At 32.3% G+C, this 24,978-nt stretch carries 27 protein-coding genes; 18 read left to right on the top strand and 9 right to left on the bottom strand.

Annotation, left to right across the window (positions count from 1 at the left end):
• Positions 1 to 101 precede the first annotated feature (101 nt).
• The 4 genes from MHI13_RS15970 (at position 102) to MHI13_RS15955 (ending at position 2,172) form a co-directional block, all read left to right on the top strand.
• A complete protein-coding gene (locus tag MHI13_RS15970) occupies positions 102 to 557 on the top strand; it encodes a GNAT family N-acetyltransferase (protein WP_064210428.1) in 456 nt (151 codons plus the stop codon).
• Between the two features lie 57 nt (positions 558 to 614).
• The gene (locus MHI13_RS15965) at positions 615 to 1,052 is read left to right on the top strand and encodes an SA0632 family lipoprotein (RefSeq protein ID WP_002433328.1); all 438 of its coding nucleotides are present in this window, start codon (positions 615 to 617) and stop codon (positions 1,050 to 1,052) included.
• A gap of 141 nt (positions 1,053 to 1,193) precedes the next feature.
• Entirely contained in the window at positions 1,194 to 1,490 is a 297-nt protein-coding gene (locus MHI13_RS15960) for a hypothetical protein (RefSeq protein ID WP_002433439.1), read from the top strand.
• Positions 1,491 to 1,611: 121 nt separating this feature from the next.
• Positions 1,612 to 2,172, top strand: a complete 561-nt coding sequence (locus tag MHI13_RS15955; protein WP_002432980.1) for a GNAT family N-acetyltransferase — start codon at positions 1,612 to 1,614, stop codon at positions 2,170 to 2,172.
• Here the strand turns inward: MHI13_RS15955 and MHI13_RS15950 are convergent.
• From MHI13_RS15950 to MHI13_RS15930, 5 genes are all read right to left on the bottom strand, one after another.
• Positions 2,129 to 2,449 (bottom strand): hypothetical protein, encoded by a 321-nt coding sequence (locus tag MHI13_RS15950; protein WP_153019921.1) that lies wholly within the window; start codon positions 2,447 to 2,449, stop codon positions 2,129 to 2,131. The genes MHI13_RS15955 and MHI13_RS15950 overlap by 44 nt on opposite strands.
• A gap of 65 nt (positions 2,450 to 2,514) precedes the next feature.
• The gene (locus tag MHI13_RS15945; protein WP_030059132.1) at positions 2,515 to 3,081 is read right to left on the bottom strand and encodes an LOG family protein; all 567 of its coding nucleotides are present in this window, start codon (positions 3,079 to 3,081) and stop codon (positions 2,515 to 2,517) included.
• Positions 3,082 to 3,094: 13 nt separating this feature from the next.
• The gene (locus MHI13_RS15940) at positions 3,095 to 3,541 is read right to left on the bottom strand and encodes a YaiI/YqxD family protein (protein WP_064210429.1); all 447 of its coding nucleotides are present in this window, start codon (positions 3,539 to 3,541) and stop codon (positions 3,095 to 3,097) included.
• Positions 3,542 to 3,547: 6 nt separating this feature from the next.
• Positions 3,548 to 4,234: a hypothetical protein gene (locus tag MHI13_RS15935; protein ID WP_002469839.1), complete on the bottom strand. Its 687-nt coding sequence runs from the start codon at positions 4,232 to 4,234 to the stop codon at positions 3,548 to 3,550.
• Positions 4,235 to 4,573: 339 nt separating this feature from the next.
• A complete protein-coding gene (locus MHI13_RS15930) occupies positions 4,574 to 5,446 on the bottom strand; it encodes an undecaprenyl-diphosphate phosphatase (protein ID WP_002433118.1) in 873 nt (290 codons plus the stop codon).
• A 225-nt stretch (positions 5,447 to 5,671) separates the two neighbouring features.
• Here MHI13_RS15930 and MHI13_RS15925 point away from each other — a divergent pair, with 225 nt between their 5' ends.
• Together MHI13_RS15925 and cydC are read left to right on the top strand one after the other, a co-directional pair.
• Positions 5,672 to 7,300, top strand: a complete 1,629-nt coding sequence (locus tag MHI13_RS15925; protein ID WP_064210430.1) for an ABC transporter ATP-binding protein/permease — start codon at positions 5,672 to 5,674, stop codon at positions 7,298 to 7,300.
• A gap of 2 nt (positions 7,301 to 7,302) precedes the next feature.
• Positions 7,303 to 8,994 carry a thiol reductant ABC exporter subunit CydC gene (cydC, locus tag MHI13_RS15920; protein ID WP_064210431.1) on the top strand — a complete coding sequence of 564 codons (1,692 nt, stop codon included), beginning with the start codon at positions 7,303 to 7,305 and terminating at the stop codon, positions 8,992 to 8,994.
• A gap of 106 nt (positions 8,995 to 9,100) precedes the next feature.
• Here cydC and mgrA read toward each other — a convergent pair whose 3' ends face one another.
• Positions 9,101 to 9,541: an HTH-type transcriptional regulator MgrA gene (mgrA, locus tag MHI13_RS15915; RefSeq protein ID WP_002433445.1), complete on the bottom strand. Its 441-nt coding sequence runs from the start codon at positions 9,539 to 9,541 to the stop codon at positions 9,101 to 9,103.
• A 224-nt stretch (positions 9,542 to 9,765) separates the two neighbouring features.
• Between mgrA and MHI13_RS15910 the strand changes: the two genes are divergently transcribed.
• From MHI13_RS15910 to MHI13_RS15890, 5 genes are all read left to right on the top strand, one after another.
• Positions 9,766 to 10,692: a CobW family GTP-binding protein gene (locus MHI13_RS15910; protein WP_030059123.1), complete on the top strand. Its 927-nt coding sequence runs from the start codon at positions 9,766 to 9,768 to the stop codon at positions 10,690 to 10,692.
• A 17-nt stretch (positions 10,693 to 10,709) separates the two neighbouring features.
• Positions 10,710 to 10,994 carry a hypothetical protein gene (locus MHI13_RS15905; protein ID WP_002433193.1) on the top strand — a complete coding sequence of 95 codons (285 nt, stop codon included), beginning with the start codon at positions 10,710 to 10,712 and terminating at the stop codon, positions 10,992 to 10,994.
• 142 nt (positions 10,995 to 11,136) lie between these two features.
• Positions 11,137 to 12,078, top strand: a complete 942-nt coding sequence (gene mdh, locus MHI13_RS15900) for a malate dehydrogenase (RefSeq protein ID WP_064210432.1) — start codon at positions 11,137 to 11,139, stop codon at positions 12,076 to 12,078.
• A gap of 202 nt (positions 12,079 to 12,280) precedes the next feature.
• Positions 12,281 to 13,837, top strand: coding sequence for an SLC13 family permease (locus MHI13_RS15895; RefSeq protein WP_064210433.1), 1,557 nt, complete (start codon positions 12,281 to 12,283; stop codon positions 13,835 to 13,837).
• Between the two features lie 140 nt (positions 13,838 to 13,977).
• Positions 13,978 to 15,351, top strand: coding sequence for a cryptochrome/photolyase family protein (locus MHI13_RS15890; protein ID WP_064210434.1), 1,374 nt, complete (start codon positions 13,978 to 13,980; stop codon positions 15,349 to 15,351).
• A 90-nt stretch (positions 15,352 to 15,441) separates the two neighbouring features.
• Here the strand turns inward: MHI13_RS15890 and MHI13_RS15885 are convergent, their stop codons facing one another.
• The 3 genes from MHI13_RS15885 to MHI13_RS15875 all read right to left on the bottom strand — a co-directional run bounded on the left by MHI13_RS15885 (position 15,442) and on the right by MHI13_RS15875 (position 16,895).
• The gene (locus MHI13_RS15885; RefSeq protein WP_047795960.1) at positions 15,442 to 15,720 is read right to left on the bottom strand and encodes a hypothetical protein; all 279 of its coding nucleotides are present in this window, start codon (positions 15,718 to 15,720) and stop codon (positions 15,442 to 15,444) included.
• Positions 15,717 to 16,334 carry a DUF1361 domain-containing protein gene (locus MHI13_RS15880; protein ID WP_002433397.1) on the bottom strand — a complete coding sequence of 206 codons (618 nt, stop codon included), beginning with the start codon at positions 16,332 to 16,334 and terminating at the stop codon, positions 15,717 to 15,719. The genes MHI13_RS15885 and MHI13_RS15880 overlap by 4 nt, the downstream gene beginning before the upstream one ends.
• 423 nt (positions 16,335 to 16,757) lie before the next feature.
• Positions 16,758 to 16,895 (bottom strand): hypothetical protein, encoded by a 138-nt coding sequence (locus MHI13_RS15875; RefSeq protein ID WP_281104051.1) that lies wholly within the window; start codon positions 16,893 to 16,895, stop codon positions 16,758 to 16,760.
• 243 nt (positions 16,896 to 17,138) lie between these two features.
• On the opposite strand from MHI13_RS15875, the gene norA reads away from it, so the two are divergent.
• The 7 genes from norA (at position 17,139) to nagA (ending at position 24,934) form a co-directional block, all read left to right on the top strand.
• Positions 17,139 to 18,308, top strand: coding sequence for a multidrug efflux MFS transporter NorA (gene norA, locus MHI13_RS15870; RefSeq protein WP_064210435.1), 1,170 nt, complete (start codon positions 17,139 to 17,141; stop codon positions 18,306 to 18,308).
• Between the two features lie 259 nt (positions 18,309 to 18,567).
• The gene (locus tag MHI13_RS15865) at positions 18,568 to 19,047 is read left to right on the top strand and encodes a hypothetical protein (protein WP_002433156.1); all 480 of its coding nucleotides are present in this window, start codon (positions 18,568 to 18,570) and stop codon (positions 19,045 to 19,047) included.
• A 139-nt stretch (positions 19,048 to 19,186) separates the two neighbouring features.
• On the top strand, positions 19,187 to 19,669 hold the full coding sequence (ybaK, locus tag MHI13_RS15860; RefSeq protein ID WP_064210436.1) for a Cys-tRNA(Pro) deacylase: 483 nt from the start codon (positions 19,187 to 19,189) through the stop codon (positions 19,667 to 19,669).
• A gap of 219 nt (positions 19,670 to 19,888) precedes the next feature.
• Positions 19,889 to 20,647 carry a DeoR/GlpR family DNA-binding transcription regulator gene (locus MHI13_RS15855; protein ID WP_064210437.1) on the top strand — a complete coding sequence of 253 codons (759 nt, stop codon included), beginning with the start codon at positions 19,889 to 19,891 and terminating at the stop codon, positions 20,645 to 20,647.
• Entirely contained in the window at positions 20,644 to 21,564 is a 921-nt protein-coding gene (pfkB, locus tag MHI13_RS15850) for a 1-phosphofructokinase (protein ID WP_064210438.1), read from the top strand. The genes MHI13_RS15855 and pfkB overlap by 4 nt, the downstream gene beginning before the upstream one ends.
• A gap of 5 nt (positions 21,565 to 21,569) precedes the next feature.
• Complete coding sequence (locus MHI13_RS15845; protein ID WP_064210439.1) at positions 21,570 to 23,552, top strand: PTS fructose transporter subunit IIABC; 1,983 nt, start codon at positions 21,570 to 21,572, stop codon at positions 23,550 to 23,552.
• 200 nt (positions 23,553 to 23,752) lie between these two features.
• Complete coding sequence (gene nagA, locus MHI13_RS15840) at positions 23,753 to 24,934, top strand: N-acetylglucosamine-6-phosphate deacetylase (protein ID WP_340761497.1); 1,182 nt, start codon at positions 23,753 to 23,755, stop codon at positions 24,932 to 24,934.
• Positions 24,935 to 24,978: the final 44 nt, after the last annotated feature.

The raw sequence follows: 24,978 nt of genomic DNA, 5'->3' as shown, positions 1-24,978 counted from the left end.
TAGACAATTCTTATTTATAAATAAAATATATGACGTGTTATTATGACTAATAATATCATATAAGTGTTATTAATATCATTAACAATTGAGGAGTTCTTTATATGAAGATAATGACATTGGAAGATGAGAGTTGGATTAACGAAATAGCTAGAATACATGAACATTTAATCTCAGAAAATGAATTTAATTATCAAGTGACTTCAACATCGATGGCTTTAAGATATGAAATGATTATTTCAAGACTAAAATATGCGAATGATATTATTTTAATAAATGAACATGCGGGCAGTCTTAAAGGATTTATTTGGGCGCATTATGAACCGCAGCTCAAAATAGTACAAATTGAAGTACTATATGTAAAACCAGACTTTAGAAGACAAGGAATTGCTTCAAAGTTAAAACGAGATATTGAGCAGTGGGCGAATTCAATGGATGCTATAAGTATTGAAAGTACAGTTAATAAAGAAAACAACGACATGGTAAAATTAAATGAAAATTTAGGCTATCAAACGTCGCATCTAAAAATGTCTAAAAAATTAAAGGGAAAAAATGAATAAATTAAAAAAGCATGTTAAAATAAATTGTATTTATAAGTTTAAACAAAGGAGTCTATCATGAAAAAATGGTTCACTTTACTCTTAGCATCAACTTTAATGTTAACAGCATGTGGTAAAAGTAACGAGAAAGCTTCTTTAGAAAAAAGCATTGACCAATTAGAGAAAGAAAATAAAGATTTAAAGAAACAGAAAAAAGATTTAGAAAACCAAAAAAACAAACTTAAAGATCAGCAAGATAATCTTCAAAAAGATATCAATGAATTGCCGGCTGAAGATTCGTCTAGTAAATCATCTGAAAAAGATTCATCTAATTCAAGTGAAGATAAAAATTCAGAAGATTCTCCAACGACTAATTCAGAACAATCAACAAATTCTACAAAATCTAAGCAATCTAATCAAGGACAAACGCCTAACAAAGAGACACAAAAAAGTGACTCTACAAGTAAGAATAACGATTCTAAAACTACTTCCAATACACAAAACTCAGATCAATAAACGTTTGATGCAGTTTTGAATAGGGTAATATAATTGATAAATTACACAAAATCAATTTACAAAGTGAGTATTTAATACTATTTTGAATTAAATTTATGAAAGATGATTGATACTACACATCTATAAGAGGAGAGATTAACGATGCACGAACAAGATTTTAATATTTTAGAAGGACAAAATATTACGTTACCTGAATTGGGCAGAGAATTAGAAAATATTACTGGACGTACTATTATTGATTCAACTAGTGAAATTAAACGTGTGATTGCACATTTACCAAACTTTGAATCTGATACAGACACATTCGTTGCAACATATCGTTTAAACCATCAAAATGATTTTATTGATGCAACATTTACTGCACCTAAAGAACAACGTGATCGTTTAAAAGAAATTCCTGTTCACGTAAAATTAATTAGTTATATTTCTAAAGCATAAAATTTAACATAATGACAGAAATGATTAGCGCGATATGAATGTGGGGACAACTTCATAACGCGTTAATTTTGTATTAGAATAATATTGAATTAAGCTTTAAGGGTAAAATGGAGTGTTTAACATGGGAACTTACATTGAAACTGAACGTTTGAAGTTGCGTGATTGGGAAGAAAAGGATTTATTACCATTTCAGAAAATGAATGCAAATCAGCAAGTCCGTAGGTATTTTCCAAGTTTATTAAGTTACCGTCGTTCAGAACTTGATATGAAAAAAATGGATGAAATTATCAAAGATAATGGAATCGGCCTTTTTGCGGTTGAATTAAAGGAAACGGGTGAATGGTTAGGGTTTATCGGAGTAAACTACATCCCCGAAGACAGCAAATATCCTTTTAAAGAACTACCTTTTTATGAAATTGGCTGGCGATTAATTCCTGAAGTTTGGGGTAACGGATTAGCTACTGAAGGTGCACAAGCTGTATTGTCTTACGCAAAAGAAAAAGGCATTACTGAATTATATAGTTTTACATCTGAAACAAACTTACCTTCAAGAAAGGTAATGGAGAAAATAGGAATGACCTTCCTAGATAACTTCGAATTTCCAAACCTAAGCAAATACCATCCCCTCAAACGCCATGTTAGATATTACATAGAACTACTTCCTTCACAAAGTGAAGGTTAGTAGTTCTTAGTGCAATTGCAAGGGCAATTGTAAACCTTGAAGATACTTCCTTCACAAAGTGAAGGTTAGTAGTTCTTAGTGCAATTGCAAGAGCAATTGTAAACCTTGAGGATACTTCCTTCACAAAGTGAAGGTTAGTAGTTCTTAGTGCAATTGGGAGCGAGACAGAAATCAGTAAATATTGATTTCGTTGTCTTGCCCCCGCAAGTGCGATTAGGTTTTGAAGTACCATTTCTAAATGTGCTTTAAAGCCAATCGCATACTGCGATACAAACATAATAAGATGAAACCTTTTTAATATCAAAACGCGTCTATAGAATAACCTATAGACGCGTTATTTATTTAATCGTATGTACGTACGCCAAGTGGTTTGTAATTATTGAGACCTTCTAACAGCGCTTCTTTAGTATCAAATAATGGTGCTAATTTTTGATATTTTTTATCAATAAAGCCTTCTTTTATCATATGGTCAATGAGTGCTTGTAAAGGCTCAAAGAAGCCATTTAAATTAAAGACACCTATAGGTTTTTGATGGATACCAATTTGCGCCCAGCTATACATTTCGAAAAATTCTTCAAGAGAACCAGCACCTCCAGGAGCCATAACAAAGGCATCTGCTAATTCTGTCATTTTATTCTTTCTTTCATGCATTGAATCCACTAAAATAAGTTCACTTACTTTTTGACTCGTGATTTCTCGCTCATCTAACATCCTAGGCATAACACCAATAGCTTTACCGCCGTGATCTAGGACACCATCTTGAATAGCACCCATTATTCCTACTGATCCAGCTCCAAATACAAGTTCGTAGCCTTGTTCTGCCATATACTTTCCTAACTCATAAGCTTCTTTTACATATGAAGGATCTTTACCTTTGCTTGCTCCACAATAAACTGCAATTCTTTTAATCATGTGAGACCTCCTAAAGTTGTTTAATAACATTCATAAATGTTTGTTCAAATTTTAATCTGTCATTCTTAGTAAAAGGCGGAGGACCTTTATGTCGGCCACCTTGCTTTCTAATTTGTGCATTAAGATAACGTTGGTCTAACAGAGTTTGAATATTATCAGCACGATATATACTTCCTTTATGATGCATTACAATATGTACTTTGTCTATAAGTAAACTAGCTAGGCCATAATCTTGAGTAATGACAATATCTTCCTTTCTAGCTAATTGTACAATTTTATAATCAACAGCATCTGGCCCATCGTCAACATACACAGTTTTTACATGTTCAGGATGAATTTGATGAGAAAAGTGACTAAAACTTCTTAAAACGTTAACAAAAATGCCTGTCCCTTTAGTTAATTCAATCACTGAATTAACAACAGGACAAGCATCTCCATCTATGATTACTTTGACCATTAACAGCTAACCTTGAGTGTTATCAGATTCTTTATTTTGTTTTACAACGCTGTCAGCCACGTAATCATCATATTTTTTAAATTCTTTTTTTCTAGCCTTTTTCTCTGCTTCTTGTTGTTTTTCTTCTTGTTTGTGACGTTTTTCAATATTTTTTTGAAGCTTTTTATCTAATTTTTTTACATCTTTACGATTATCTTTTTCAAGTTTTTCGCCTTTTTTCTCAGTTTTATCGTCCAACTTGCCTGGAGTAAGACCTACTTTTTCTTCGTACTTTTGAGATTTTTTCATATCTTTAATACGTTGTTTTTTATTTTCTTCACGTTGCTTTTCTTCTTCTTTATGACGTTTCTCAATATTTTTCTGAAGTTTTTTATTCATTTTTTCTGCTTCTTTACGATTTTGTTTAGCTAGCTTTTCGCCTTTTTTCTCGATGTAAGCAGGGTCGTTTTCTTTGGCGATTTTCTTCAATTCACGTTTGTTATCAAATTCTTGTTTTTTATCGCCCACATATTCTTTAACATCTGAAGCCTTGTTTGAAATAGTTGAAGTAGCTTTTGATGTAGCTTTAGTTGTAGCATCAGTAGCTTTACGTACATCAGGATGTTCTTTAATACGTTTACGTTCAACGACTAACGGTACAATAACAATAGGTAATACATTGATTAAAGTCTTAATGAGTCTCTTTTTGTCCATACTCGTTGCCTCCATTAATTTTACTATTCTTTTCCATACCCTATGATACATCATACTAAACGATTGTTATCAATGGAAACCGATAATTTAATTTTGGAAAACTAAAAAACACTAGCGAGTTTAAAATAAACCTACTAGTGTTTATTGAAAATTATTAAATGAGTACTATCTAAAGTTAGCAACACTAAGGATTAAAAATCCAAGTGAATAGAGGATTACAATGTACAAAGTCCATTGCATAAGCAACACTAAGGATTGAAAATCCAAGTGAACAAAAGATTACAATGGACAGAGTCCATTGCATAATAAACACTAAGGATTGAAAATCCAAGTGTTTATTTAAATTCCTTTACCAATGCCAAAACCAAAGTAAAGGATTGCGATAATTACAACTAATACGATTCGGTAAATCGCAAAAGGAATTAATTTAACTTTATTTATTAAATGTAAGAATGTCTTAATAGCAATTAAACCAACTATAAATGCTGCTAAGAATCCTAGTAAATAGAAAGGTACATGAGCTAAGTGAATATACTCATAGTGTTTTAGTAAAGATAAACCACTTGCTGCAAGCATAATTGGTACTGACATTATAAATGTAAAATCTGATGCTGCTTTATGATTTAATTTCATAAATACACCAGTTGAAATAGTAGAACCAGATCTACTGAAACCTGGCCACATTGCTATAGCTTGCGAGATACCAATGACAAATGCTTGGAAATAATTAATTTGATCTACTGTTTGAGGGTGTTGAACCTTCTCAGAATATTTATCAGCTAAAATCATGTAGATTGCACCAATGAATAAGCCAATCATTACAGTAGGAACACTGAATAAATATTTTTCAATTAAATCATCAAATAAGAACCCTAAAATACCCGCTGGAATCATACCTACTAATACATGCAATAAGTTCAAACGCTTAGGTTGGGAACGTCGTTGAACACTGCCTTCATTTTCGGGTTTATGATGACCTATATGTAATATTTCTAAGAAACGATCACGAAATACCCATGCCGCTGCAAAGACAGACCCAAGTTGTATAACAACTTTGAAGGTAAACGCAGATTGTTCACCTAAAAATTTAGTGGACTTTAACCACATATCATCAACTAGTATCATATGTCCTGTAGAAGATACAGGGGCGAACTCAGTAAGTCCTTCGACGATACCTAAAATGATGCCTTTTATCAATTCAAGTAAAAACATAATTTACCCACTTTCGTAAAACATTTATTTATTCTTTCATTTTTCAAAAACACCATATTATCATAGCATATTAAATTAATATGGTGGTAACCTAATCATCAACACTGGACCAAAGTATGACATAATAATTATTTTAATAATTGAAACAAAATACTCAAAAAATGAATGAGCGTATTAATTTAAATTTCTAACAAACCTTTTATAATGAAAGTAGGTGAGATTATTGTGAAAAAACTAACAAATTTAGTGTTCAAATATAAAATATATCCCGCACTCATGTTAATCATGAGCGTTTTTTTATCTATATCGGTAGTTATTCAAAATGTTTCTATTGCCAAATTACTAAATCATATGTTGTACCATCATAAGCATTCACTTATAGGACTTTTTATACTGATTTTAGGTATTCTTCTTGCACGTGCAACTTTCAATATGTTGAATCAACGTATCGGTGATCATATGGCTACTAAAGTGAAATATGATTTAAGACAACAAGTGATAAATAAAAATAGTACACGAGCAATTGGAGAACAAATGAATATTTTAACAGAAAGTATTGATGGTATTGCACCATTCTTTCAAAGTTATTTGCCACAAGTATTTAAATCAATGATGATTCCAGTCGCGATTATAGTCGCTATGTGTTATGTACACTTATCAACTGCAATAATTATGATGGTTACAGCTCCATTTATTCCTATGTTTTATATCATTTTTGGTTTGAAAACGAGAGATGAGTCAAAGGACCAAATGACATATTTAAATCAATTTAGTCAAAGGTTTTTAAACACTGCCAAAGGTTTAATTACGCTTAAATTATTAAATCAAACTAAGAATACTGAAGCGCGCCTTTATGAAGATAGTACTAAATTTAGAGATTTAACTATGAAAATTTTAAAAAGTGCATTCTTATCAGGATTAATGCTTGAATTTATTAGTATGTTAGGTATCGGTCTTGTTGCGCTTGAAGCGGCGTTAAGTCTAGTCGTATTCAATAAAATTAACTTCATTACAGCTACTATTGCAATCATTCTAGCTCCTGAATTTTATAATGCTATTAAAGATTTAGGACAAGCGTTTCATACTGGTAAACAAAGTGAAGGTTCGAGTGATGTTGTTTTCGAGTTCTTAGACTCTGAAAATAAACCACCACACCCACATCCAAATATAGAGGCTTATCAAAAATCACAGGTCAAAGTAGAAGACGTGTCATATCAGTACTCAAATAGTAATCAGAACGCTCTTACTCATATTAATATGGTGATACATTCAGGTGATAAAATTGCAATTGTTGGTCCAAGTGGGGCAGGTAAAACTACGTTAGCTCATATTCTAAGTCAAATTAAAACGCCAACAGAAGGCAGTGTATCATTTAATAATGAAGATACACGTATCGGATTTCTGAGCCAAAATCCTTATATTTTTACAGATTCCATTAAGAATAATATAGCGATGTTTAATAATGAAATTTCTGATAAAACTATTATTCAAGTTTTAGAAGAAGTCGGTCTAAAAGATAAAGTGTTATCTCTGAAAGATACTATTTATACACCAATTGGAGAAGGTGGCGAAATGCTATCTGGTGGCCAAATGAGACGAATTGAGTTGTGTCGGTTATTAGTGATGAATCCAGATTTAGTTATATTTGATGAGCCGGCTATCGGTCTAGACATTGAAACAGAACGTACAATCCAAAATGTTATTCAAAATCATTTTAAAGATACTACGATGATTATTATTGCTCATCGTGATTCTACAATTAACAAAGCTCAACGTCGTATTTATCTAGAAGATGGGCATCTTATAAAAGATGACACGACGATATCAGTATCGCAAAGTGAGGTGGATGAATAAGCATGAAATCACAAATTCATTTTAGAAAAGATAAAGATTTACTTCTAGCTATTTTGGTTGGGGTAGTAGGTGGACTTGTGGCGTTAGCAATGTTCTTTTTAAGTGGTTATATGGTGACACAAAGTGCATTAGGCGCACCCTTATATGCATTAATGGTTCTAGTGGTTTCTGTAAAAATGTTTGGCTTCCTAAGAGCGATTACACGATATATTGAGAGATTGTTATCACATAGAACGACTTTTACTATGCTAAGAGATGTAAGAATACAGTTTCTTAAAAAATTAATTCCATCAGTACCTGATGTTTATCGGAAATTTAATTCTAGCGACTTAATTTCTCGTATGGTAAGCCGAGTAGAGGCGTTACAAAATATTTATTTAAGAGTTTATTATCCCCCAATAGTGATAGGTTTAACTGCAATCGTGTCTGTAATTACATTTATTTTCATTTCACCGATGCATTCATTTCTTATTACGTTAAGTATGATCCTCACTCTTTGTATAGTTCCATGGCTAAGTGCTAAAAAAGCACGAACACTCAAAAGACAGGTAGCTCTAAATCAAAGTCACTTTCTACAGCGTTTTTATGATTATAAAGAAGGTGATGATGAATTAAGACGCTTTCGCCAAAGAGATGAATTTAAAACAGATGTCATGCAACGTTTGAAACAATATGACACTATGCAATCCAAAGAACGTCGTTTTCTATCTTTATATGATTATATGTTAAATATTATAGCGATGATTTCAATATTCCTTAGTTTAGTTATTGGGGTGCAACAGGTTCAATCTGAACATTTGGATGTCGTTTATTTAACTAGTATTGTTCTAATGATATTAACTTTATTTGAACAGGCAGTACCAATGAGTAATGTTGCATATTATAAAGCTGATACTGATCAAGCGATTGATGAAATAAATGATGTTATCAGTGTCCCTCAATCTAATGAGTTACATTCATTGAATCATGCAGATACGACAACGCCATTATTTGAAATAAATGATGTCACCTTTGGTTATTGGAACCAACAAACACCAGTGCTCAACACTATTGATTTAACTATTCACGAAGGTGAGAAAGTAGCTATCATTGGTCCGTCAGGTTCCGGGAAAAGTACTTTACTACAAGTCATGTTAGGTCTATATCATGTTGATCAAGGTACTGTAAAATTAAAACGCCAAATAGTTACTGATATTAATGAGGAAGACAAGTATTATAAGATGAATGGTATGTTACAGTCTCAACATATATTTGATGGGACGGTACGAGATAATTTATTTTCAGAAAAAGAGGATGCTATATTAAAACAAGCTCTTCAATCTGTAGGACTTGGGTACTTGAATCTAGAAAGAAATGTAACATTAGATGGAGAAAATTTATCTGGTGGCGAAAAACAACGGTTGAGCTTAGCTAGACTTTTACTCAGAGATTCAGCTGATATATGGATTTTAGATGAACCAACGACTGCATTAGATTTAGAAAATACTACTAAAACGATGAATTTAATTGAAGCATCTTCAAAAACGTTAGTTATTGCCACACATGATTTAGATGTGCTTCCACGTTTTGATAAAATTATAGTTATGATTGATGGAGAAATTAAAGAAAGTGGTTCTTATGAAAGTCTATTAGAAGGTAATGGCTATTTATCTCAGATGATTGAAATTAACCATAGTTCAAAAAATGTACATTAACAGCAAATAAAGTCGTATCGGTAATCGATACGACTTTGTCTGTTGTTTCATTAAAATGTATATTAATTCCTTAGTTTAACTTTAATTTCATGACAGAAACTTTCTATTATTCTTTCGTTTCAGTAAATGCATCGATGACTTTACCTAATAAGCGATTAAGTTCTTTGACTTCTTCTTTAGATAAAGATGAAGCTGTTGCAACTTTCTCCGATGCTGTGCTTAATTCAGGTCTAATTGTTTCGCTCTTATCTGTTAAGTGAATAAATACTTCACGTTGATCCACTTCAGAACGTTCGCGTTTAATTAAATCAACTTGTTCCATTCGTTTAAGTAATGGTGATACAGTCCCTGTATCTAGTGCTAATTCTGTAACGACTTTTTTGACATTAACAGGTGACTCGTCCCATAAAATCGTTAATACAAGAAATTGTGGGTAAGTTAGGTTGTACTTTTTAAAGACTTTGTTAGAGTAGTAGCGATTAACTTGTCTTTGAGCATTGTACAAACTAAAGCATAGCTGCTCTTTTAAATTATGTTGATCAGACATTAAAGTTCTCCTCCAGACATTCTATCCGTTTTTTCTCTTTTTCGGATTGGAATCCGTCTATGTTGTACAAAATATAATTTATACAACACTTTGATTCAATGCCATGCTAAAATTAAAGTATGCTTAAAGTTTAGAAGATATCTTACATTAAATCAAGTAAAAAGATAATTAAATATATATGTTATCATTTTCAAAAATGCTTGTAATAGAAAAGGGAATATAATATGAGAAATAATAAAGATGAAAAAATAACAATTTCTATCATTAGCGGATTTTTAGGTAGTGGTAAAACTACTTTACTGACACATTATATTAGTGAAATATTAAAAACTGATGAGAAAGTTAAAGTTATTATGAATGAATTTGGCTCATTAGACGTTGATGGTAATCATTTAAGTAATATCGTAGATGTACGTTCAATATTGAATGGCTGTGTTTGTTGTGATTTAAAAATAGATTTAGTGAATCAAATTGAATCACTTGTACAAGGTAATGAAACGGATCATATCATTATTGAAGCTACAGGTATCGCACATCCTATTGAAATTATAATGGCCTGCCAAGATCCACGAATTGTAAAGTATGTACGCCAACCACAAGTCATTGGTGTCGTTGATGCAGAGCGCTTTATAAATAGAATGCAGTATTCGGAGTCAACAATGAGATTAATGGAAGAACAGCTTGAAGTGAGTCATATATTAATTGTGAACAAAACAGATTTGATTAGCGAAGACAAACAGCAACAATTAAAAGATGAATTAAATCTAATCAATGCACAGGTTCCAATTATTTTAACAAGTTATGGAAAGGTAAACATCGATGAAATATCACAATTTCGTGACGATCTCGTAACGACACACACACATTCACATCATCATGGTATAAATAGTATGCAATATACGTTTAGTGGACCAATCGATCGGCAACTTTTTTATCAATTTATTTTACGCTTACCTGATAACGTTTTACGTTTGAAAGGATACGTTCAATTCCGTGATACACCAAATGAAACTTATGAATTCCAGTATGCATATGGTATGCCAGATTATGGAGTTATTGATAAAGATTTGCCTCTAACCATTGTAATTATTGGAGAGCAATTAGACGTTAATAGGCTAAAAAATAAGCTCGATATGATACAATTTTCATAATTAAGGAGAGTATGGTTATGAATAATGAAGATAAACGTGAACAACAAATTAAATTTGAGAAAAACTTAATCACATTTCCGTATTTAGGATTTGCTATAGTTGTGTTGTTATTTAATATTTTTTATCCAGATATTAAAGTATCTATGGCTCTATTTGGATTATTCTTTGCATATAATTTAGGACTACTATTTATTGCTTTCATCAGACATTTCAAACGCACGTTAATTTTAACTTTAGTATTAACTGTTCTAAGTGGTGCAGCTTTCTTCACATTATTATATGTGTTTGGTTTAAGACATTAATTTTTGTTTAATCAAAAGTTTATTTAGTAAAAATGAATAATGATATTTGAGAAGTTTTGTTATTTCAATGTTATACTTTAATTGAAATAACAAAGCTTTTTATTTTTTAGATAGATAAATATAAATTAGGAGGCTATTGTTCATGAATACTAGAAGAAAAGTTTCAATCATTGGAGCAGGAAACACTGGATCAACTTTAGCTTTTGTATTGGCTCAAAAGGAATTAGCAGATATTGTAATGATTGATCGTCCGCAATCAGAGGGATTTGTTAAAGGAAAAGCATTGGATATTTTAGAAAGTGGACCTATTTTTGGATTTGATACAAACGTTCAAGGTTCTGTTGAAATTGAAGATATTCAAGATTCAGATATCGTCGTGATGACTGCAGGAATACCACGAAAGCCTGGAATGACAAGAGATGATTTAGTCCAAACAAATGAAGAAATAGTTTATCAAACATCTCTTAATATAGCGAAGTACGCACCTAATGCTACGATTATTGTATTAACCAACCCAGTAGATGCTATGACTTATACTGCATTAAAAGCCTCAGGTTTTCCAAAAGAACGTGTAATTGGACAATCTGGTGTTCTTGATACAGCTCGCTATCAAAGTTTTATTGCTGACGAATTAAATGTTTCAGTAAAGGATATTAATGGTCTTGTGCTTGGAGGACATGGAGATACAATGGTGCCACTTGTAGAATCAACTCAAGTTAATGGCGTACCAGTCAAAGATTTAATTGCGGAAGATGTTTTAGATCGTATTGTAAATCGAACAAGAAAAGGCGGAGCTGAAATTGTAGAATTATTAGGCAAAGGTTCAGCATATTATGCACCAGCTACGGCTATATATGAAATGATTGAAGCTATTTTAAAAGATCTAAAACGCTTGTTGCCAAGCATTGCATATTTAGAGGGTGAATATGGATTCTCTGATATTTGTTTAGGTGTTCCAACTATTCTTAGCAAGAAGGGTATAGAAAAAATTGTAGAAGTCAATTTAAATGACAAAGAACTAGAACAATTAAAATATTCAGCTGAGTCAGTCGAAAATGTGAAAAATGCATTAAAAAATAAATAAGAAGTTGAATAAGCCTCTTTTGCATGGTTTCTAATCTTGCAAAAGAGGCTTATTTATCATTTTAATTTTAAAATTTGTACTAGTTATTTATTACAATTTACAAATATTTTGATGATTATGTGTATTTTATCACATCAGCAACTTATTAAAGCGCTTTCTTGATATAATCTAAGTGAAATCATAGTTTAAGGAGTCGATAGGGATGACTAAAGCGAAACCACAAACACATTCACAAAATCAGAATCAAAACACTCAAAGTAACAAGGGATATAAACCTATATGGATTATTATAAGTTTTGCTTTACTGATTGGAATCTTACTATTACCAACGCCTTCTGGTTTACCTATTATGGCGAAAGCAGCGTTAGCAATATTAGCATTTGCCGTGATTATGTGGGTGACAGAAGCGGTTTCGTATCCAGTATCTGCCACACTCATATTAGGTTTAATTATTATATTACTGGGATTTAGCCCTGTTCAGAACTTATCTGAAAAGTTGGGGAATCCTAAAAGTGGAGATGCTATTTTAAAAGGAAGCGAATTATTAGGTACAAACAACGCGCTTACTCATGCTTTTAGTGGATTTTCAACATCTGCAGTTGCACTGGTAGCTGCTGCATTATTCCTTGCCACAGCTATGCAAGAAACCAATTTACATAAACGTTTAGCATTAATAGTTCTTTCAATAGTTGGAAATAAAACCCGGAATATTGTTATCGGTGCGATAGTAGTATCTATTGTTTTAGCTTTCTTCGTACCTTCAGCTACCGCTCGTGCTGGCGCTGTAGTACCTATTTTATTAGGAATGATTGCAGCTTTTAAAATGAGCAAGGAGAGTAAGCTTGCTTCTCTACTAGTTATTACTGCAGTACAAGCAGTATCCATATGGAATATTGGTATAAAAACTGCCGCTGCTCAGAACATTGTAGCTATTAATTTTATCAATCAAAATTTAGGGCATGATGTTTCTTGGGGAGAGTGGTTTTTATATGCAGCACCATGGTCTATTTTAATGTCTGTAGCGTTATATTTCATTATGATTAAAGTAATGCCTCCAGAAAGAGATTCAATAGAAGGTGGAAAGGAATTAATCAAGAAAGAATTAAATGAACTAGGTCCTGTGAGTGCTAGAGAATGGCGTTTAATCGCTATTTCAATTTTATTACTCTTCTTTTGGTCTACTGAAAAGATATTACATCCGATTGATTCAGCATCAATAACATTAATTGCTTTAGGGATTATGTTAATGCCTAAAATTGGGGTTATTACGTGGAAAGGTGTTGAAAAGAAAATTCCTTGGGGTACCATTATAGTCTTTGGTGTAGGAATTTCTCTTGGTAATGTTTTATTAAAAACTGGTGCGGCACAATGGTTAAGTGACCAAACATTTGGGTTAATGGGGCTTAAAGGATTACCAATTATTGCAACAATTGCTTTAATCACATTATTTAACATATTAATTCACTTAGGATTTGCCAGTGCGACAAGTCTATCATCTGCTTTAATACCAGTATTCATTTCATTAACATCAACACTTCATTTAGGCGATCATGCAATTGGCTTTGTGTTAATTCAACAATTTGTAATTAGTTTTGGTTTCTTGTTACCTGTAAGTGCTCCGCAAAATATGCTTGCATACGGTACCGGAACATTTACAGTCAAAGATTTCTTGAAAACGGGGGTACCTTTAACGATTATTGGTTACATTCTAGTAATAGTGTTTAGCTTAACCTACTGGAAATGGTTGGGCTTAGTTTAAAAGATAAATTATAAAAAATAAGTAACATTTTATAGGCTGAGGCAAATGATTGTCTCAGTCTATTTTAATGAAATTCTCGTTGTGTTCAAGTCCTCTTTTCAGGGTAAATTAATAAAAAATTATGTTAGGTGGTAACAATCATGGCATTAGGAGTCATCTTAAATAGAGTCTTTAGAACGGATAACAATCCTTTATTTGAATATGTCTATCAAAATATGGAAGATATAGATCAATGCTATTACATTATTCCTAAAGAAGATTTTGGTAATGAAGCAAAAATGAAACGTAATTATTATTATGGAACATTACAAAAATTTGTTCATGCGCTCTATGAAAACGATATTCAACCATTTCTAATGGATTATGATGAATTGGTTGATTTCTTTAGAGAAAAAGGAATCAATGAGGTGGTTATTGCTGGTGATATAATGAGTTATCACAAGGAAGATTATGACATTTTACATCAGAGAGAACAATTTAAAAAAGAAGATATATCGGTAACAACAATAAGAGCCAATCATTATTTTAAACCAAGTAAAACACGAAATAATAAAGGCGAACCTTATAAAGTATTTACGAGTTTTTATAAAAAATGGCGCCCTTATTTAATGAAAAGAACAGTTTACAATTATGATATTAAAGATTTAGCTAAATTAGGGGTTAAATCAAAACAAAAATTAAAAGGGGACTATAGTCAAAGTGGTATAAGTGAGGAAACTGCCCAGTACAAATGGTCTGATTTTCTAGATAAAGACATAGAGGATTACGATTCAAATCGTGAATACTTGCCTGAAGTCCTTACGAGTCAATTAAGTATATATTTAGCATATGGAGTGCTCGATATTATTCAGATATTTAATGACTTACTAGATGGTTATGATAAAGATGAACAAAATTATGAAGCATTTATTCGTGAATTAATTTTTAGAGAGTTTTATTATGTCTTGATGACTCAATATCCTAAGACAGCACATATTGCATTTAAAGAAAAATATCAAAATTTGAATTGGTCTTATAATGAAGATAATTTTGATTTATGGAGAAAAGGTATGACAGGATTTCCGATTATTGATGCTGCAATGGGAGAACTTAACACTACAGGATATATGCATAACCGAATGAGAATGGTCGTGTCACAATTTCTTACAAAAGATTTATTTATTGATTGGACGTGGGGCGAAGAGTATTTTAGACAAAAGCTAATCGATTATGATGCTGCTTCAAATGTGCATGGTTGGCAATGGTCTGCTTCAACAGGAACAGATGCTGTGCCATATTTTAGAATGTTTAATCCAGTGCGACAAAGCGAACGTTTTGATAAAAAGGCATTATATATTAAAAAATTTATACCGACACTTAATGATGTTGATGCTAAATATTTACACGATACCTATAAACATGAGCGCCAAATTAAAGAACAAGGTATTGAGTTAGGAAAAGATTACCCAAAACAAATGGTAAATCACAGTGAGAGCCGAGATCATGTAATGTCGGAATTTAAAGCAATGGAATAAAAAAGTGTAAACAATTGAAAAATCACTCCATAAATGAACTTTATGGAGTGATTTTATGTAATTTCTGAGTTTTTTACACGTGCATTTGTGTTAGCTTAATCTAAAAAGACAAATATAAACTGCTACATATTCAAAGAAAGTAATAATATACATATATTTGAGTCTAAGCTTAACTTTGAAAGGAACATCCCAATTTGGATAATGTCTTTCATAGTAAGCAATCTGCATGATAAATAGTCCTATACCTAATGGTAAAAACATGAGTTGAATACTTTTACTATAATTAAATCCAACGTCGTGCCAGAAATGACCAATAATGAGCTGTAAAATGATGAGAATGATGATTAATAATATAATACTGAATATCATTTTTGTAGTCTCACCCCTTTTACAAATAGAACAATCGTACTTTGCATAATTACCATTAAAAGTACAAACATGAACGTTTTAATATTAAACACAGAGAGTACTTGGGTAAAAATCTTTAAAGGTTCATCAATTAAATAAACCGTATGAAGTCTTAAAAAACGGCCGATATATATGCCTAATCCATTTAAGAACATAAGTACAATGATAAGTGTACGATTTAACCATAAGTGAGAAGTTAAATGTCCTATTTCCATAAAGATTAAAATCATAACATATATCGCTAAGAAAACGCCTAACATGAGGTAAGTAAAGTATACCCATTCAGTAAGATTCAACCCTACAAGAAAATTAAATTGAAATTGGTTCAAATGTATTAAATCTGTAATCATATAAAACGTATTAGGTACTAAAAGTAAAAATATCAATCCAAAGACAATAAATAATGGCCATTCGAATGCTTTCTTTGGTTTAAATAATTTTAAAAGTAAGCAAAGTTCAAAGGGCACATAGGCTAAAAATAAATTTAATGTCATGAAATTAAAAACTCTTGTTTCAGCAAGAGAAATAATAAATAAAATTATAAAGTATATCCTTGCAATGTAACGTGGTTGCATTATCATGCACTACTTTCTTAAAGATTTTAATAATTAATTGAATTGTCGAGTTTTAATGGTAACTGTAAATGCTTGTCATATCAAATAATATGAGGTTCACATAAAAATGTAGCCACAAATTCTTTCTAGGACTTGTAGTATACGAGTATTATAGATTTAATAAATTAAGTCCTATGACTAAATGATGTTTTAGATTAATAGCTATAGATGTCATTGTCATCATTCTTTATGCAGTAGTTGATATTTTAGCTATATAGAGATATACACGATGTGATTCATAGGTTTAAGGTATGAAAGTAGCTTATAAATGAGCAAATAGTTTATCATCCATAAATGAGTTATTATGTGATAAAGTAATTCATTCTAAATTTCATTGATATCTTTAGATTCTTATTTTTAAGCCTTAAAATTAAAAGTTTAAAGTCACCTTATCGTATTTGCTTCTAAATGACTCACTGCTCCTAATCTTTCATTTTGTTGTGCAATATCAGTGATTGAACCTACACTATTTTCATCTCTCTCATCAAAGCACATGGTACTGCTATTCATTTGATGTTCCATCATTATAGACTTTTATTTATATTTATAGCAACTTAATTATACTAAACACAATTGCGCTGCGCTTAAAACATTAGGAATATTTATTGTAAAATGTTAATGAAATATTATACAATGTAGAAACTTTAAGTTAATTAAACAAGACGCATTAATAAGTACATTTTTAATTTGATAGATAACAGATATTTTCAAACGTCGTGAATTAAAATGAGTTTTTAGTCTTACATGTAGAGAGGAGGGCATCTTATGAGAAAGCAATTATTTACATTGTACTTTGATATATTTCTAATTTTCTTAGGAATTGGCCTTGTTATCCCAGTATTACCAGTTTATTTAAAAGATTTAGGTTTAAAAGGGAGCGATTTAGGAGTTTTAGTTGCCGCATTTGCACTGTCACAAATGGTTATTTCTCCATTTGGAGGTACTTTGGCGGATAAATTAGGCAAGAAACTTATCATTTGCATAGGCCTTGTTTTATTTTCAATTTCAGAATTTATGTTTGCTGCTGGACAGACTTTTACTATTCTTATGATTTCACGTGTGTTAGGTGGATTTAGTGCAGGAATGGTAATGCCAGGCGTCACAGGCATGATTGCTGATATTTCTAAAGGCGCAGATAAAGCTAAGAATTTCGGGTATATGTCAGCCATTATTAATTCTGGCTTTATATTAGGACCTGGGTTTGGTGGATTTCTAGCTGAAATCTCACATAGATTGCCGTTCTATTTTGCAGGATCTTTAGGAGCTATCGCGTTTACAATGTCTCTCGTTTTAATTCATAATCCTAAAAAAGAAACGACAGATGGCTTTCATCAATATCAACCTGAATTATTTACTAAAATCAATTGGAAAGTGTTCATTACACCCGTTATATTAACGTTAGTTTTGGCATTTGGTTTGTCAGCTTTTGAAACATTATTCTCATTATACACTTCTGAGAAAGCCAATTATTCACCTAAAGATATCTCAATTGCGATTACGGGTGGGGGCATCTTTGGTGCTGTATTCCAAGTTTTCTTCTTTGATAAATTTATGAAGTATATGACTGAACTTAATTTTATAGCAAGCTCCTTACTCTATTCAGCAATAGTTCTTGTGATGTTGATACTAGCCAATGGTTACTGGACAATTATGGTAATTAGTTTCATTGTATTTATAGGTTTTGATATGATTCGTCCAGCTTTAACGAATTATTTCTCAAATATTGCAGGTGATCGCCAAGGATTTGCTGGAGGTCTTAATTCCACTTTTACCAGTATGGGTAATTTTATTGGACCTTTAGTAGCAGGAGCCTTATTCGATGTAAACTTAGAGTTTCCATTATACATGGCTATAGCAGTTTCTTTAAGTGGTATTGTAATTATCTTTATTGAAAAGTGGCTAAGAACTAGGCGTAAGCAATCACAATCTTCATAAAAAATATAAATCATTAAACACTCTAAGATTACGAAAAACGTACAACTTAGAGTGTTTTGTTAATTTATAGATATTGAGAACCGTAAATTTTAAGTACCTAAATAAGTTTATATGCGTCTTTTATGTAACAAAAGTAACAACTTCATTAATATAAATGTTACAAACATTACAATCTATTTAAATTGTAACCTACATATCTTTTTTCAAAAATTAATATGTTAAGATAGATGAAAATCTTAAGAGAAATGTGGGTAAGGGGATGAATTTGAAAAATATATTATTGAGTGTTGTAGCCGTAATACTATCAATTTGTTTAGTAGGATTAATTTTCCTAGCTACAAACCAAAATGCTTTAGCAAAAGTACATCAAACGATATGTACATTTTCAAAAGTAAATAAAGTCTCTTATATCGAAGATACATTTAATTTACATTCAAACTATACGGCTAAAGCATCTGAAAAAGATAAGAACGATAAAGATAATGAGATAACGTATAATAAATTCAATAATAAAACTACAAACAATCAAACATCTTATAAATTCACACCACAAGAATGCAACGTGATAGCTTTAAACTACGCAGATCATCATTTGAAAACTAATTATAAAATTGACCACATGCAGAGTGAATCACCTAAAGCTAAATATTCATTCTCAGATGCTAATGGTAAACAACACACAAATATTTCAGTAGATGAAGATGGCCATGTAAATAATGAACAATCTCATTCGAGATAATAATTCACTCTTTCAATAATTCTAGAAAGAGTGAATTTTTATATATGCAGAAAATATAGCAATTCGTTTAAAGAATACGAATTGTTGTTGGACATGTTAAAATATATTGAATCAAAGCTACAATATTGAGGGTGGAAAGATGGCTAAAACTAAAAAAACAAATGCGATGCGTATGCTTGATCGCGCAAAAATTAATTATGAGATGAATACGTATGAAGTCTCGGATAAACATCAACATGGTGAACAAATTGCTAAATTGGTTGGTGCAAATGTTGAAGAAGTCTATAAAACACTTGTGCTTGAAAACGCGAATCATGACCACTACGTCTTTGTAATTCCAGTCAATGCGTCATTAGATATGAAGGAAGCGGCTCATGTAGTAAACGAGAAAAAACTTCAATTAATGCCATTAGAGCAACTAAAACAAGTTACTGGCTACGTAAGAGGTGGTTGCTCACCTATAGGTATGAAACATTTATTTCCAACTACTATTGATGTTTCTGCCAAAAATTTAGACAAACTATATGTTAGTGGTGGTCAACGTGGTATGCAAATCATCATCCAAGTAGACGATCTTATAGAGATAACTCAAGCGCAACTGGCACATATTACACATAAATAAGAGGGAAGATGTGTAATATTATGATTGGTTTTGAAAGAATAGATTACTGATACTAAACTCCCGTACTTACGCGTTCACATTGATTATTTATAAAACATCTATTAATTTAGATGTTTTTTATTTTGTCACAAAATGAATGTTTTTGATTGTTTATGATAATTTATGATTGAAAAATGTAAGCGCACTCATTATAATGATAATTGAGATGGGGTGATAAAAGTGATTTCAGAAAAACGTCACGATTTGATATTGCAAGAATTAGCTAAAAAAGACTTCTTAACACTCCAAGAATTAATAGATAGAACAGGGTGTAGTGCTTCAACAATCAGAAGAGATCTATCCAAACTACAAAAGATAGGTAAATTGCAACGTGTTCATGGTGGAGCAACCCTCAATCAAAATCGTGTAGTAGAACCTGGATTGACTGAGAAATTGACACAGAACCTACGAGAAAAGCAAAAAATTGGTAAACGTGCCGCTCAAGAGATCCAAGACAACGAATGCATTTTCTTAGATGCAGGTTCATCTACTTTGGAAATGATTCAATATATCGATGCGAGAGATATCATTGTTGTCACGAATGGGATGACACATGTTGAACAGTTATTAAAGAATGGGATAAACACTTTAATGATTGGTGGACAAGTGAAAGGAACAACAATGGCAACTGTAGGTGCAAACGCACTGGAAACGTTAAGAAGATATTGCTTTGATCGTGCATTCATCGGAATGAACGGTATGGATTCGAAGTATGGTTTTACAACACCAGATGAACAAGAAGCTTTAATTAAAGAGACGGCAATGAAACTATCTAGTGAGAAATATGTACTTGTCGATCAAACGAAATTTAACCAAGTTTATTTTGCAAGAGTACCATTACTAGATGGAACTAAAATCATTACTTCACAGAAGGCGCTAAAAAATAAAGTCACTGAAACGTACACCAATCAATATCATTTTTTAGGAGGACAATCATGATATATACAGTTACATTTAATCCCTCAATTGATTACATCATGTTTACAGATGGTTTCGAATTAAAAGGATTAAATAGAGCAAAAGAAACGTATAAATTTGCAGGTGGTAAAGGGATAAATGTTTCAAGAGTACTAAAAACTCTAGATGTTGATTCAACTGCACTTGGTTTTGCTGGTGGTTTTCCAGGAAAATTTATATCAAAAACTTTAGAAGAAAGTAAAATTCATACAGATTTTATTGAAGTAGATGAGGATACTCGTATTAATGTAAAACTCAAATCTGGTCAAGAGACTGAAATAAATGCTCCAGGTCCTAAGGTGACACAAGAGCAATTTCAAGCTCTGATAACTCAAATCAAAAATACAACTAGTGAAGATACAGTTATTGTAGCTGGTAGTGTTCCTAATAGTATTCCAAGTGATGCTTATGCTCAAATTGCTGAGATAACTAAAAACACAGGCGCTAAGCTTGTAGTAGATGCTGAAAAAGATTTAGTTGATACAGTATTACCGTACCGACCACTATTTATTAAACCAAATAAAGATGAGCTTGAAGTAATGTTTAATACGACTGTATCAAGTGATCATGATGTTGTTAAATACGGTAAAGAAATTCTTAAAAAAGGTGCACAATCCGTGATCATTTCTCTAGGTGGCGACGGTGCGATTTATGTGGACGAACACCAAAGTATTAAAGCTGAGAATCCACATGGTAAAGTCATTAATACTGTAGGCTCTGGAGATAGTACTGTTGCTGGAATGGTAGCAGGCTTAGAATCAGGATTGTCTATCCAAGATGCTTTTAAACAAGCAGTGGCCTCAGGAACAGCAACTGCGTTTGAAGAAGATTTAGCAACTAGGGATGCTATAGAAAAAATTAAATCTCAAGTTACGGTTTCTGTACTTGATGGGGAGTGAATTTAATGAGAATCACAGAATTATTAACTAAAGATACAATTGCAATGGATTTATCTGCATCAGATAAAAATGGGGTTATAGATGAATTAGTCAATCAATTAGATAAAGCAGGAAAACTTAGTGATGTTGCTTCATTTAAAGAGGCTATTCATAACCGTGAATCACAAAGTACAACGGGAATTGGTGAAGGTATTGCGATTCCTCACGCAAAAGTTGCAGCTGTAAAATCGCCTGCAATCGCATTTGGTAAATCTAAAGAAGGTGTAGATTATCAAAGTTTAGATATGCAACCTGCACATTTATTCTTTATGATTGCTGCTCCAGAAGGTGGCGCACAAACTCATTTAGATGCACTTGCTAAACTTTCAGGCATTTTAATGGATGAAAATGTACGTGAGAAGTTAATTAATGCTGAATCTCCTGAAAAGGTATTACAAATTATAGATGAAGCTGATGATGAAGCTACTAAAGAGGAAGAAGCAGAAGCGCAAGAAAATGAAGCAAATGCTTCAGGTGCTATGGCAAGTACCTCAGCAAGTGAGCATGCTAATGATAGTAATGAGCCATATGTTCTAGCTGTAACTGCTTGTCCAACGGGTATCGCACATACGTATATGGCTAGAGATGCTTTGAAAAAACAAGCTGAAAAAATGGATGTTAAAATTAAAGTAGAAACTAATGGTTCAAGTGGTGTGAAAAACCATTTAACTGAACAAGATATTGAACGTGCAACTGGTATTATAGTTGCGGCAGATGTTCATGTAGAGACTGATCGCTTTAATGGTAAGAATGTTGTTGAAGTGCCAGTGGCAGATGGAATAAAACGTCCTGAGGAATTAATTAACACTGCATTAGACACTAGTCGCAAACCATTTGTTGCTCGTGGCGATAGTGAAAAAGAGAATGACGATAAAAATGAAGAGAAACTTAGCCCTGGTAAAGCATTCTATAAACACTTAATGAATGGTGTTTCTAATATGTTACCACTTGTAATTGCTGGTGGTATTTTAATGGCGATAGTATTCTTATTTGGGCCAAATTCATTTAATCCTAAAAGTTCTGAGCACAATGCGTTTGCAGAACAATTATGGAACATTGGTAAAAATAGTGCCTTCGCATTAATTATTCCAGTTTTAGCAGGTTTCATCTCTCGTAGTATTTCAGATAAACCAGGTTTTGCTGCCGGTTTAGTTGGTGGTATGCTAGCAATTTCAGGTGGTTCAGGATTTATCGGTGGTATTATTGCAGGTTTCTTAGCGGGTTACTTAACTCAAGGAATAAAATATATTACACGTAAATTACCGCAAGCAGTAGAAGGGTTAAAACCAACTTTAATCTATCCAGTGCTTTCAGTAACAATTACTGGTCTTTTAATGGTTTATGTCTTTAATCCTCCAGCTTCATGGCTTAATCATTTATTATTAAATGGTTTAAATAGTTTATCAGGTTCAAACATCATGTTATTAGGACTAGTTGTAGGTGCGATGATGGCAATTGATATGGGTGGACCATTCAATAAAGCTGCATACGTATTCGCTACTGCAGCATTAACTGAAGGAAATGCTGCGCCAATTACAGCAGCTATGATTGGTGGTATGATTCCGCCATTAGCTATTGCTACAACAATGTTAGTCTTTAGAAAGAAATTTACGAAAGAACAAAGAGGTTCAATCGTTCCGAACTATGTAATGGGATTATCATTTATAACTGAAGGTGCAATTCCGTTTGCTGCAGCTGATCCGTTACGTGTGATTCCATCAATGATGGTCGGTTCAGGAGTTGCAGGTGCAATTGCACTAGGTCTAGGCTCTCGAATTAACGCACCACATGGTGGTATTATCGTAATTCTTGCAACTGACTTCAGTCATGTCTTACAAACTATACTTGCATTAGTTGTAGGTACGTTAGTTTCAGCACTATTATACGGTTTCTTAAAACCAAAAGTTACTAAAAATGAAATCCAAGCATCTAAAGCTATGGATGAATAATATAAATTATGAAGAGCTCTTGCTAGAACATTGTTGTTTGGCAAGGGCTTTTTTCATGCATTTTTCTAAGTAGAGTAAATGCTTTTAATATGAGGTAGGTATCAAGTATAAATAGAAATGAATGATAAGAGGCGCTAATAAAGATATAATAAAATAGCTGAAGAACAATATGACAATATAAAGAAAAGAAGGTTTAAAGAATGTCAGAATATGTAATAACGAATGGGAAAATATACACAGAGGAACAAACGATTGAAAAAGGTTTTGTTCACATTAAAGAAGGCAAAATCTTAAGCGTCGGGTCCGGACATTTTCAAGAGGAAGAAACAGATACTAATGAATCAATTCAATATATCGATGCTAAGGGACAACATATTTTACCAGGATTTATAGATATACATATACATGGTGGATATGGCGAAGATGCAATGGATGCCTCATATGACGGACTTAAACATTTAGCAGAATCACTACTATCTGAAGGTACCACTTCCTTCTTAGCGACAACGATGACTCAATCTACAGAGAATATTAACCGAGCTTTGAAAAATATTGTGACTTATAAAGCTCATCAAGACATTGCTAACGCAGCAGAAATAGCTGGAGTTCATTTAGAAGGACCATTTATTTCAGAACATAAAGTAGGAGCGCAACATCCTAAATATGTTCAGCGTCCTTCCGCCGATCAAATTTACGCTTTCCAAAAAGTGGCAGATGGTTTAATTAAAATCATTACATTTGCCCCAGAGGTTGAAGGAGCACAAGAAACGTTAAAGGCCTTAAAGGATAATATTATATTTTCTATTGGTCATACTGTAGCGACGTACGATGAGACTAATGAAGCTGTTATGAGTGGCGCTAAACACGTGACCCACTTATATAATGCTGCTACTGGATTTGCTCATCGTGATCCAGGTGTTTTTGGTGCTGCGTGGTTAAATAAAAATTTGAAAACTGAAATGATTGTTGATGGTGTACATTCACATCCTGCTTCTATCGCTCTTGCTTACCAACTTAAAGGTAATAAAAATTTCTATCTAATTACTGATGCGATGCGAGCAAAAGGTATGCCGGAGGGTGAATATGATTTAGGAGGTCAAAACGTTATTGTAAAAGATAAAGAAGCACGTTTAGAAAGTGGCGCACTTGCTGGCAGTATCTTAAGAATGAATGACGGCCTACGAAATTTGATTAATTTTACTGGAGACAGTTTAGAACGTTTATGGCGCGTAACTAGTTTAAATCAAGCTATTGCTTTAGGCATAGATGATGTTAAAGGAAGCATTGAGATGGGTAAAGATGCAGATATTGTTATATTAGACGATGAGTGCAATGTAAAAACAACAATTAAAAACGGTGTGCCACATCATTTTGGAAAGTAATGTGTAACATTGATTAGGACAATTGTTTTGATTATAATATACCA

It is taken from the genome of Staphylococcus sp. FSL K6-0223 (genome assembly GCF_038008285.1).
Note: the sequence above shows the minus strand (reverse complement) of the source record. Positions and strands in the feature narration are given on the sequence as shown.

Bases quoted from the DNA above. Each gene is read 5' to 3' on its own strand.
- MHI13_RS15970 (WP_064210428.1), top strand. From the start codon at position 102: ATGAAGATAATGACATTGGAAGATGAGAGTTGGATTAACGAAATAGCT.
- MHI13_RS15965 (WP_002433328.1), top strand. From the start codon at position 615: ATGAAAAAATGGTTCACTTTACTCTTAGCATCAACTTTAATGTTAACA.
- MHI13_RS15960 (WP_002433439.1), top strand. From the start codon at position 1,194: ATGCACGAACAAGATTTTAATATTTTAGAAGGACAAAATATTACGTTA.
- MHI13_RS15955 (WP_002432980.1), top strand. From the start codon at position 1,612: ATGGGAACTTACATTGAAACTGAACGTTTGAAGTTGCGTGATTGGGAA.
- MHI13_RS15950 (WP_153019921.1), bottom strand. From the start codon at position 2,449: ATGTTTGTATCGCAGTATGCGATTGGCTTTAAAGCACATTTAGAAATG.
- MHI13_RS15940 (WP_064210429.1), bottom strand. From the start codon at position 3,541: ATGGTCAAAGTAATCATAGATGGAGATGCTTGTCCTGTTGTTAATTCA.
- MHI13_RS15935 (WP_002469839.1), bottom strand. From the start codon at position 4,234: ATGGACAAAAAGAGACTCATTAAGACTTTAATCAATGTATTACCTATT.
- MHI13_RS15930 (WP_002433118.1), bottom strand. From the start codon at position 5,446: ATGTTTTTACTTGAATTGATAAAAGGCATCATTTTAGGTATCGTCGAA.
- cydC (WP_064210431.1), top strand. From the start codon at position 7,303: ATGAAATCACAAATTCATTTTAGAAAAGATAAAGATTTACTTCTAGCT.
- mgrA (WP_002433445.1), bottom strand. From the start codon at position 9,541: ATGTCTGATCAACATAATTTAAAAGAGCAGCTATGCTTTAGTTTGTAC.
- MHI13_RS15910 (WP_030059123.1), top strand. From the start codon at position 9,766: ATGAGAAATAATAAAGATGAAAAAATAACAATTTCTATCATTAGCGGA.
- MHI13_RS15905 (WP_002433193.1), top strand. From the start codon at position 10,710: ATGAATAATGAAGATAAACGTGAACAACAAATTAAATTTGAGAAAAAC.
- mdh (WP_064210432.1), top strand. From the start codon at position 11,137: ATGAATACTAGAAGAAAAGTTTCAATCATTGGAGCAGGAAACACTGGA.
- MHI13_RS15895 (WP_064210433.1), top strand. From the start codon at position 12,281: ATGACTAAAGCGAAACCACAAACACATTCACAAAATCAGAATCAAAAC.
- MHI13_RS15890 (WP_064210434.1), top strand. From the start codon at position 13,978: ATGGCATTAGGAGTCATCTTAAATAGAGTCTTTAGAACGGATAACAAT.
- MHI13_RS15885 (WP_047795960.1), bottom strand. From the start codon at position 15,720: ATGATATTCAGTATTATATTATTAATCATCATTCTCATCATTTTACAG.
- MHI13_RS15880 (WP_002433397.1), bottom strand. From the start codon at position 16,334: ATGCAACCACGTTACATTGCAAGGATATACTTTATAATTTTATTTATT.
- MHI13_RS15875 (WP_281104051.1), bottom strand. From the start codon at position 16,895: ATGGAACATCAAATGAATAGCAGTACCATGTGCTTTGATGAGAGAGAT.
- norA (WP_064210435.1), top strand. From the start codon at position 17,139: ATGAGAAAGCAATTATTTACATTGTACTTTGATATATTTCTAATTTTC.
- MHI13_RS15865 (WP_002433156.1), top strand. From the start codon at position 18,568: ATGAATTTGAAAAATATATTATTGAGTGTTGTAGCCGTAATACTATCA.
- ybaK (WP_064210436.1), top strand. From the start codon at position 19,187: ATGGCTAAAACTAAAAAAACAAATGCGATGCGTATGCTTGATCGCGCA.
- pfkB (WP_064210438.1), top strand. From the start codon at position 20,644: ATGATATATACAGTTACATTTAATCCCTCAATTGATTACATCATGTTT.
- MHI13_RS15845 (WP_064210439.1), top strand. From the start codon at position 21,570: ATGAGAATCACAGAATTATTAACTAAAGATACAATTGCAATGGATTTA.
- nagA (WP_340761497.1), top strand. From the start codon at position 23,753: ATGTCAGAATATGTAATAACGAATGGGAAAATATACACAGAGGAACAA.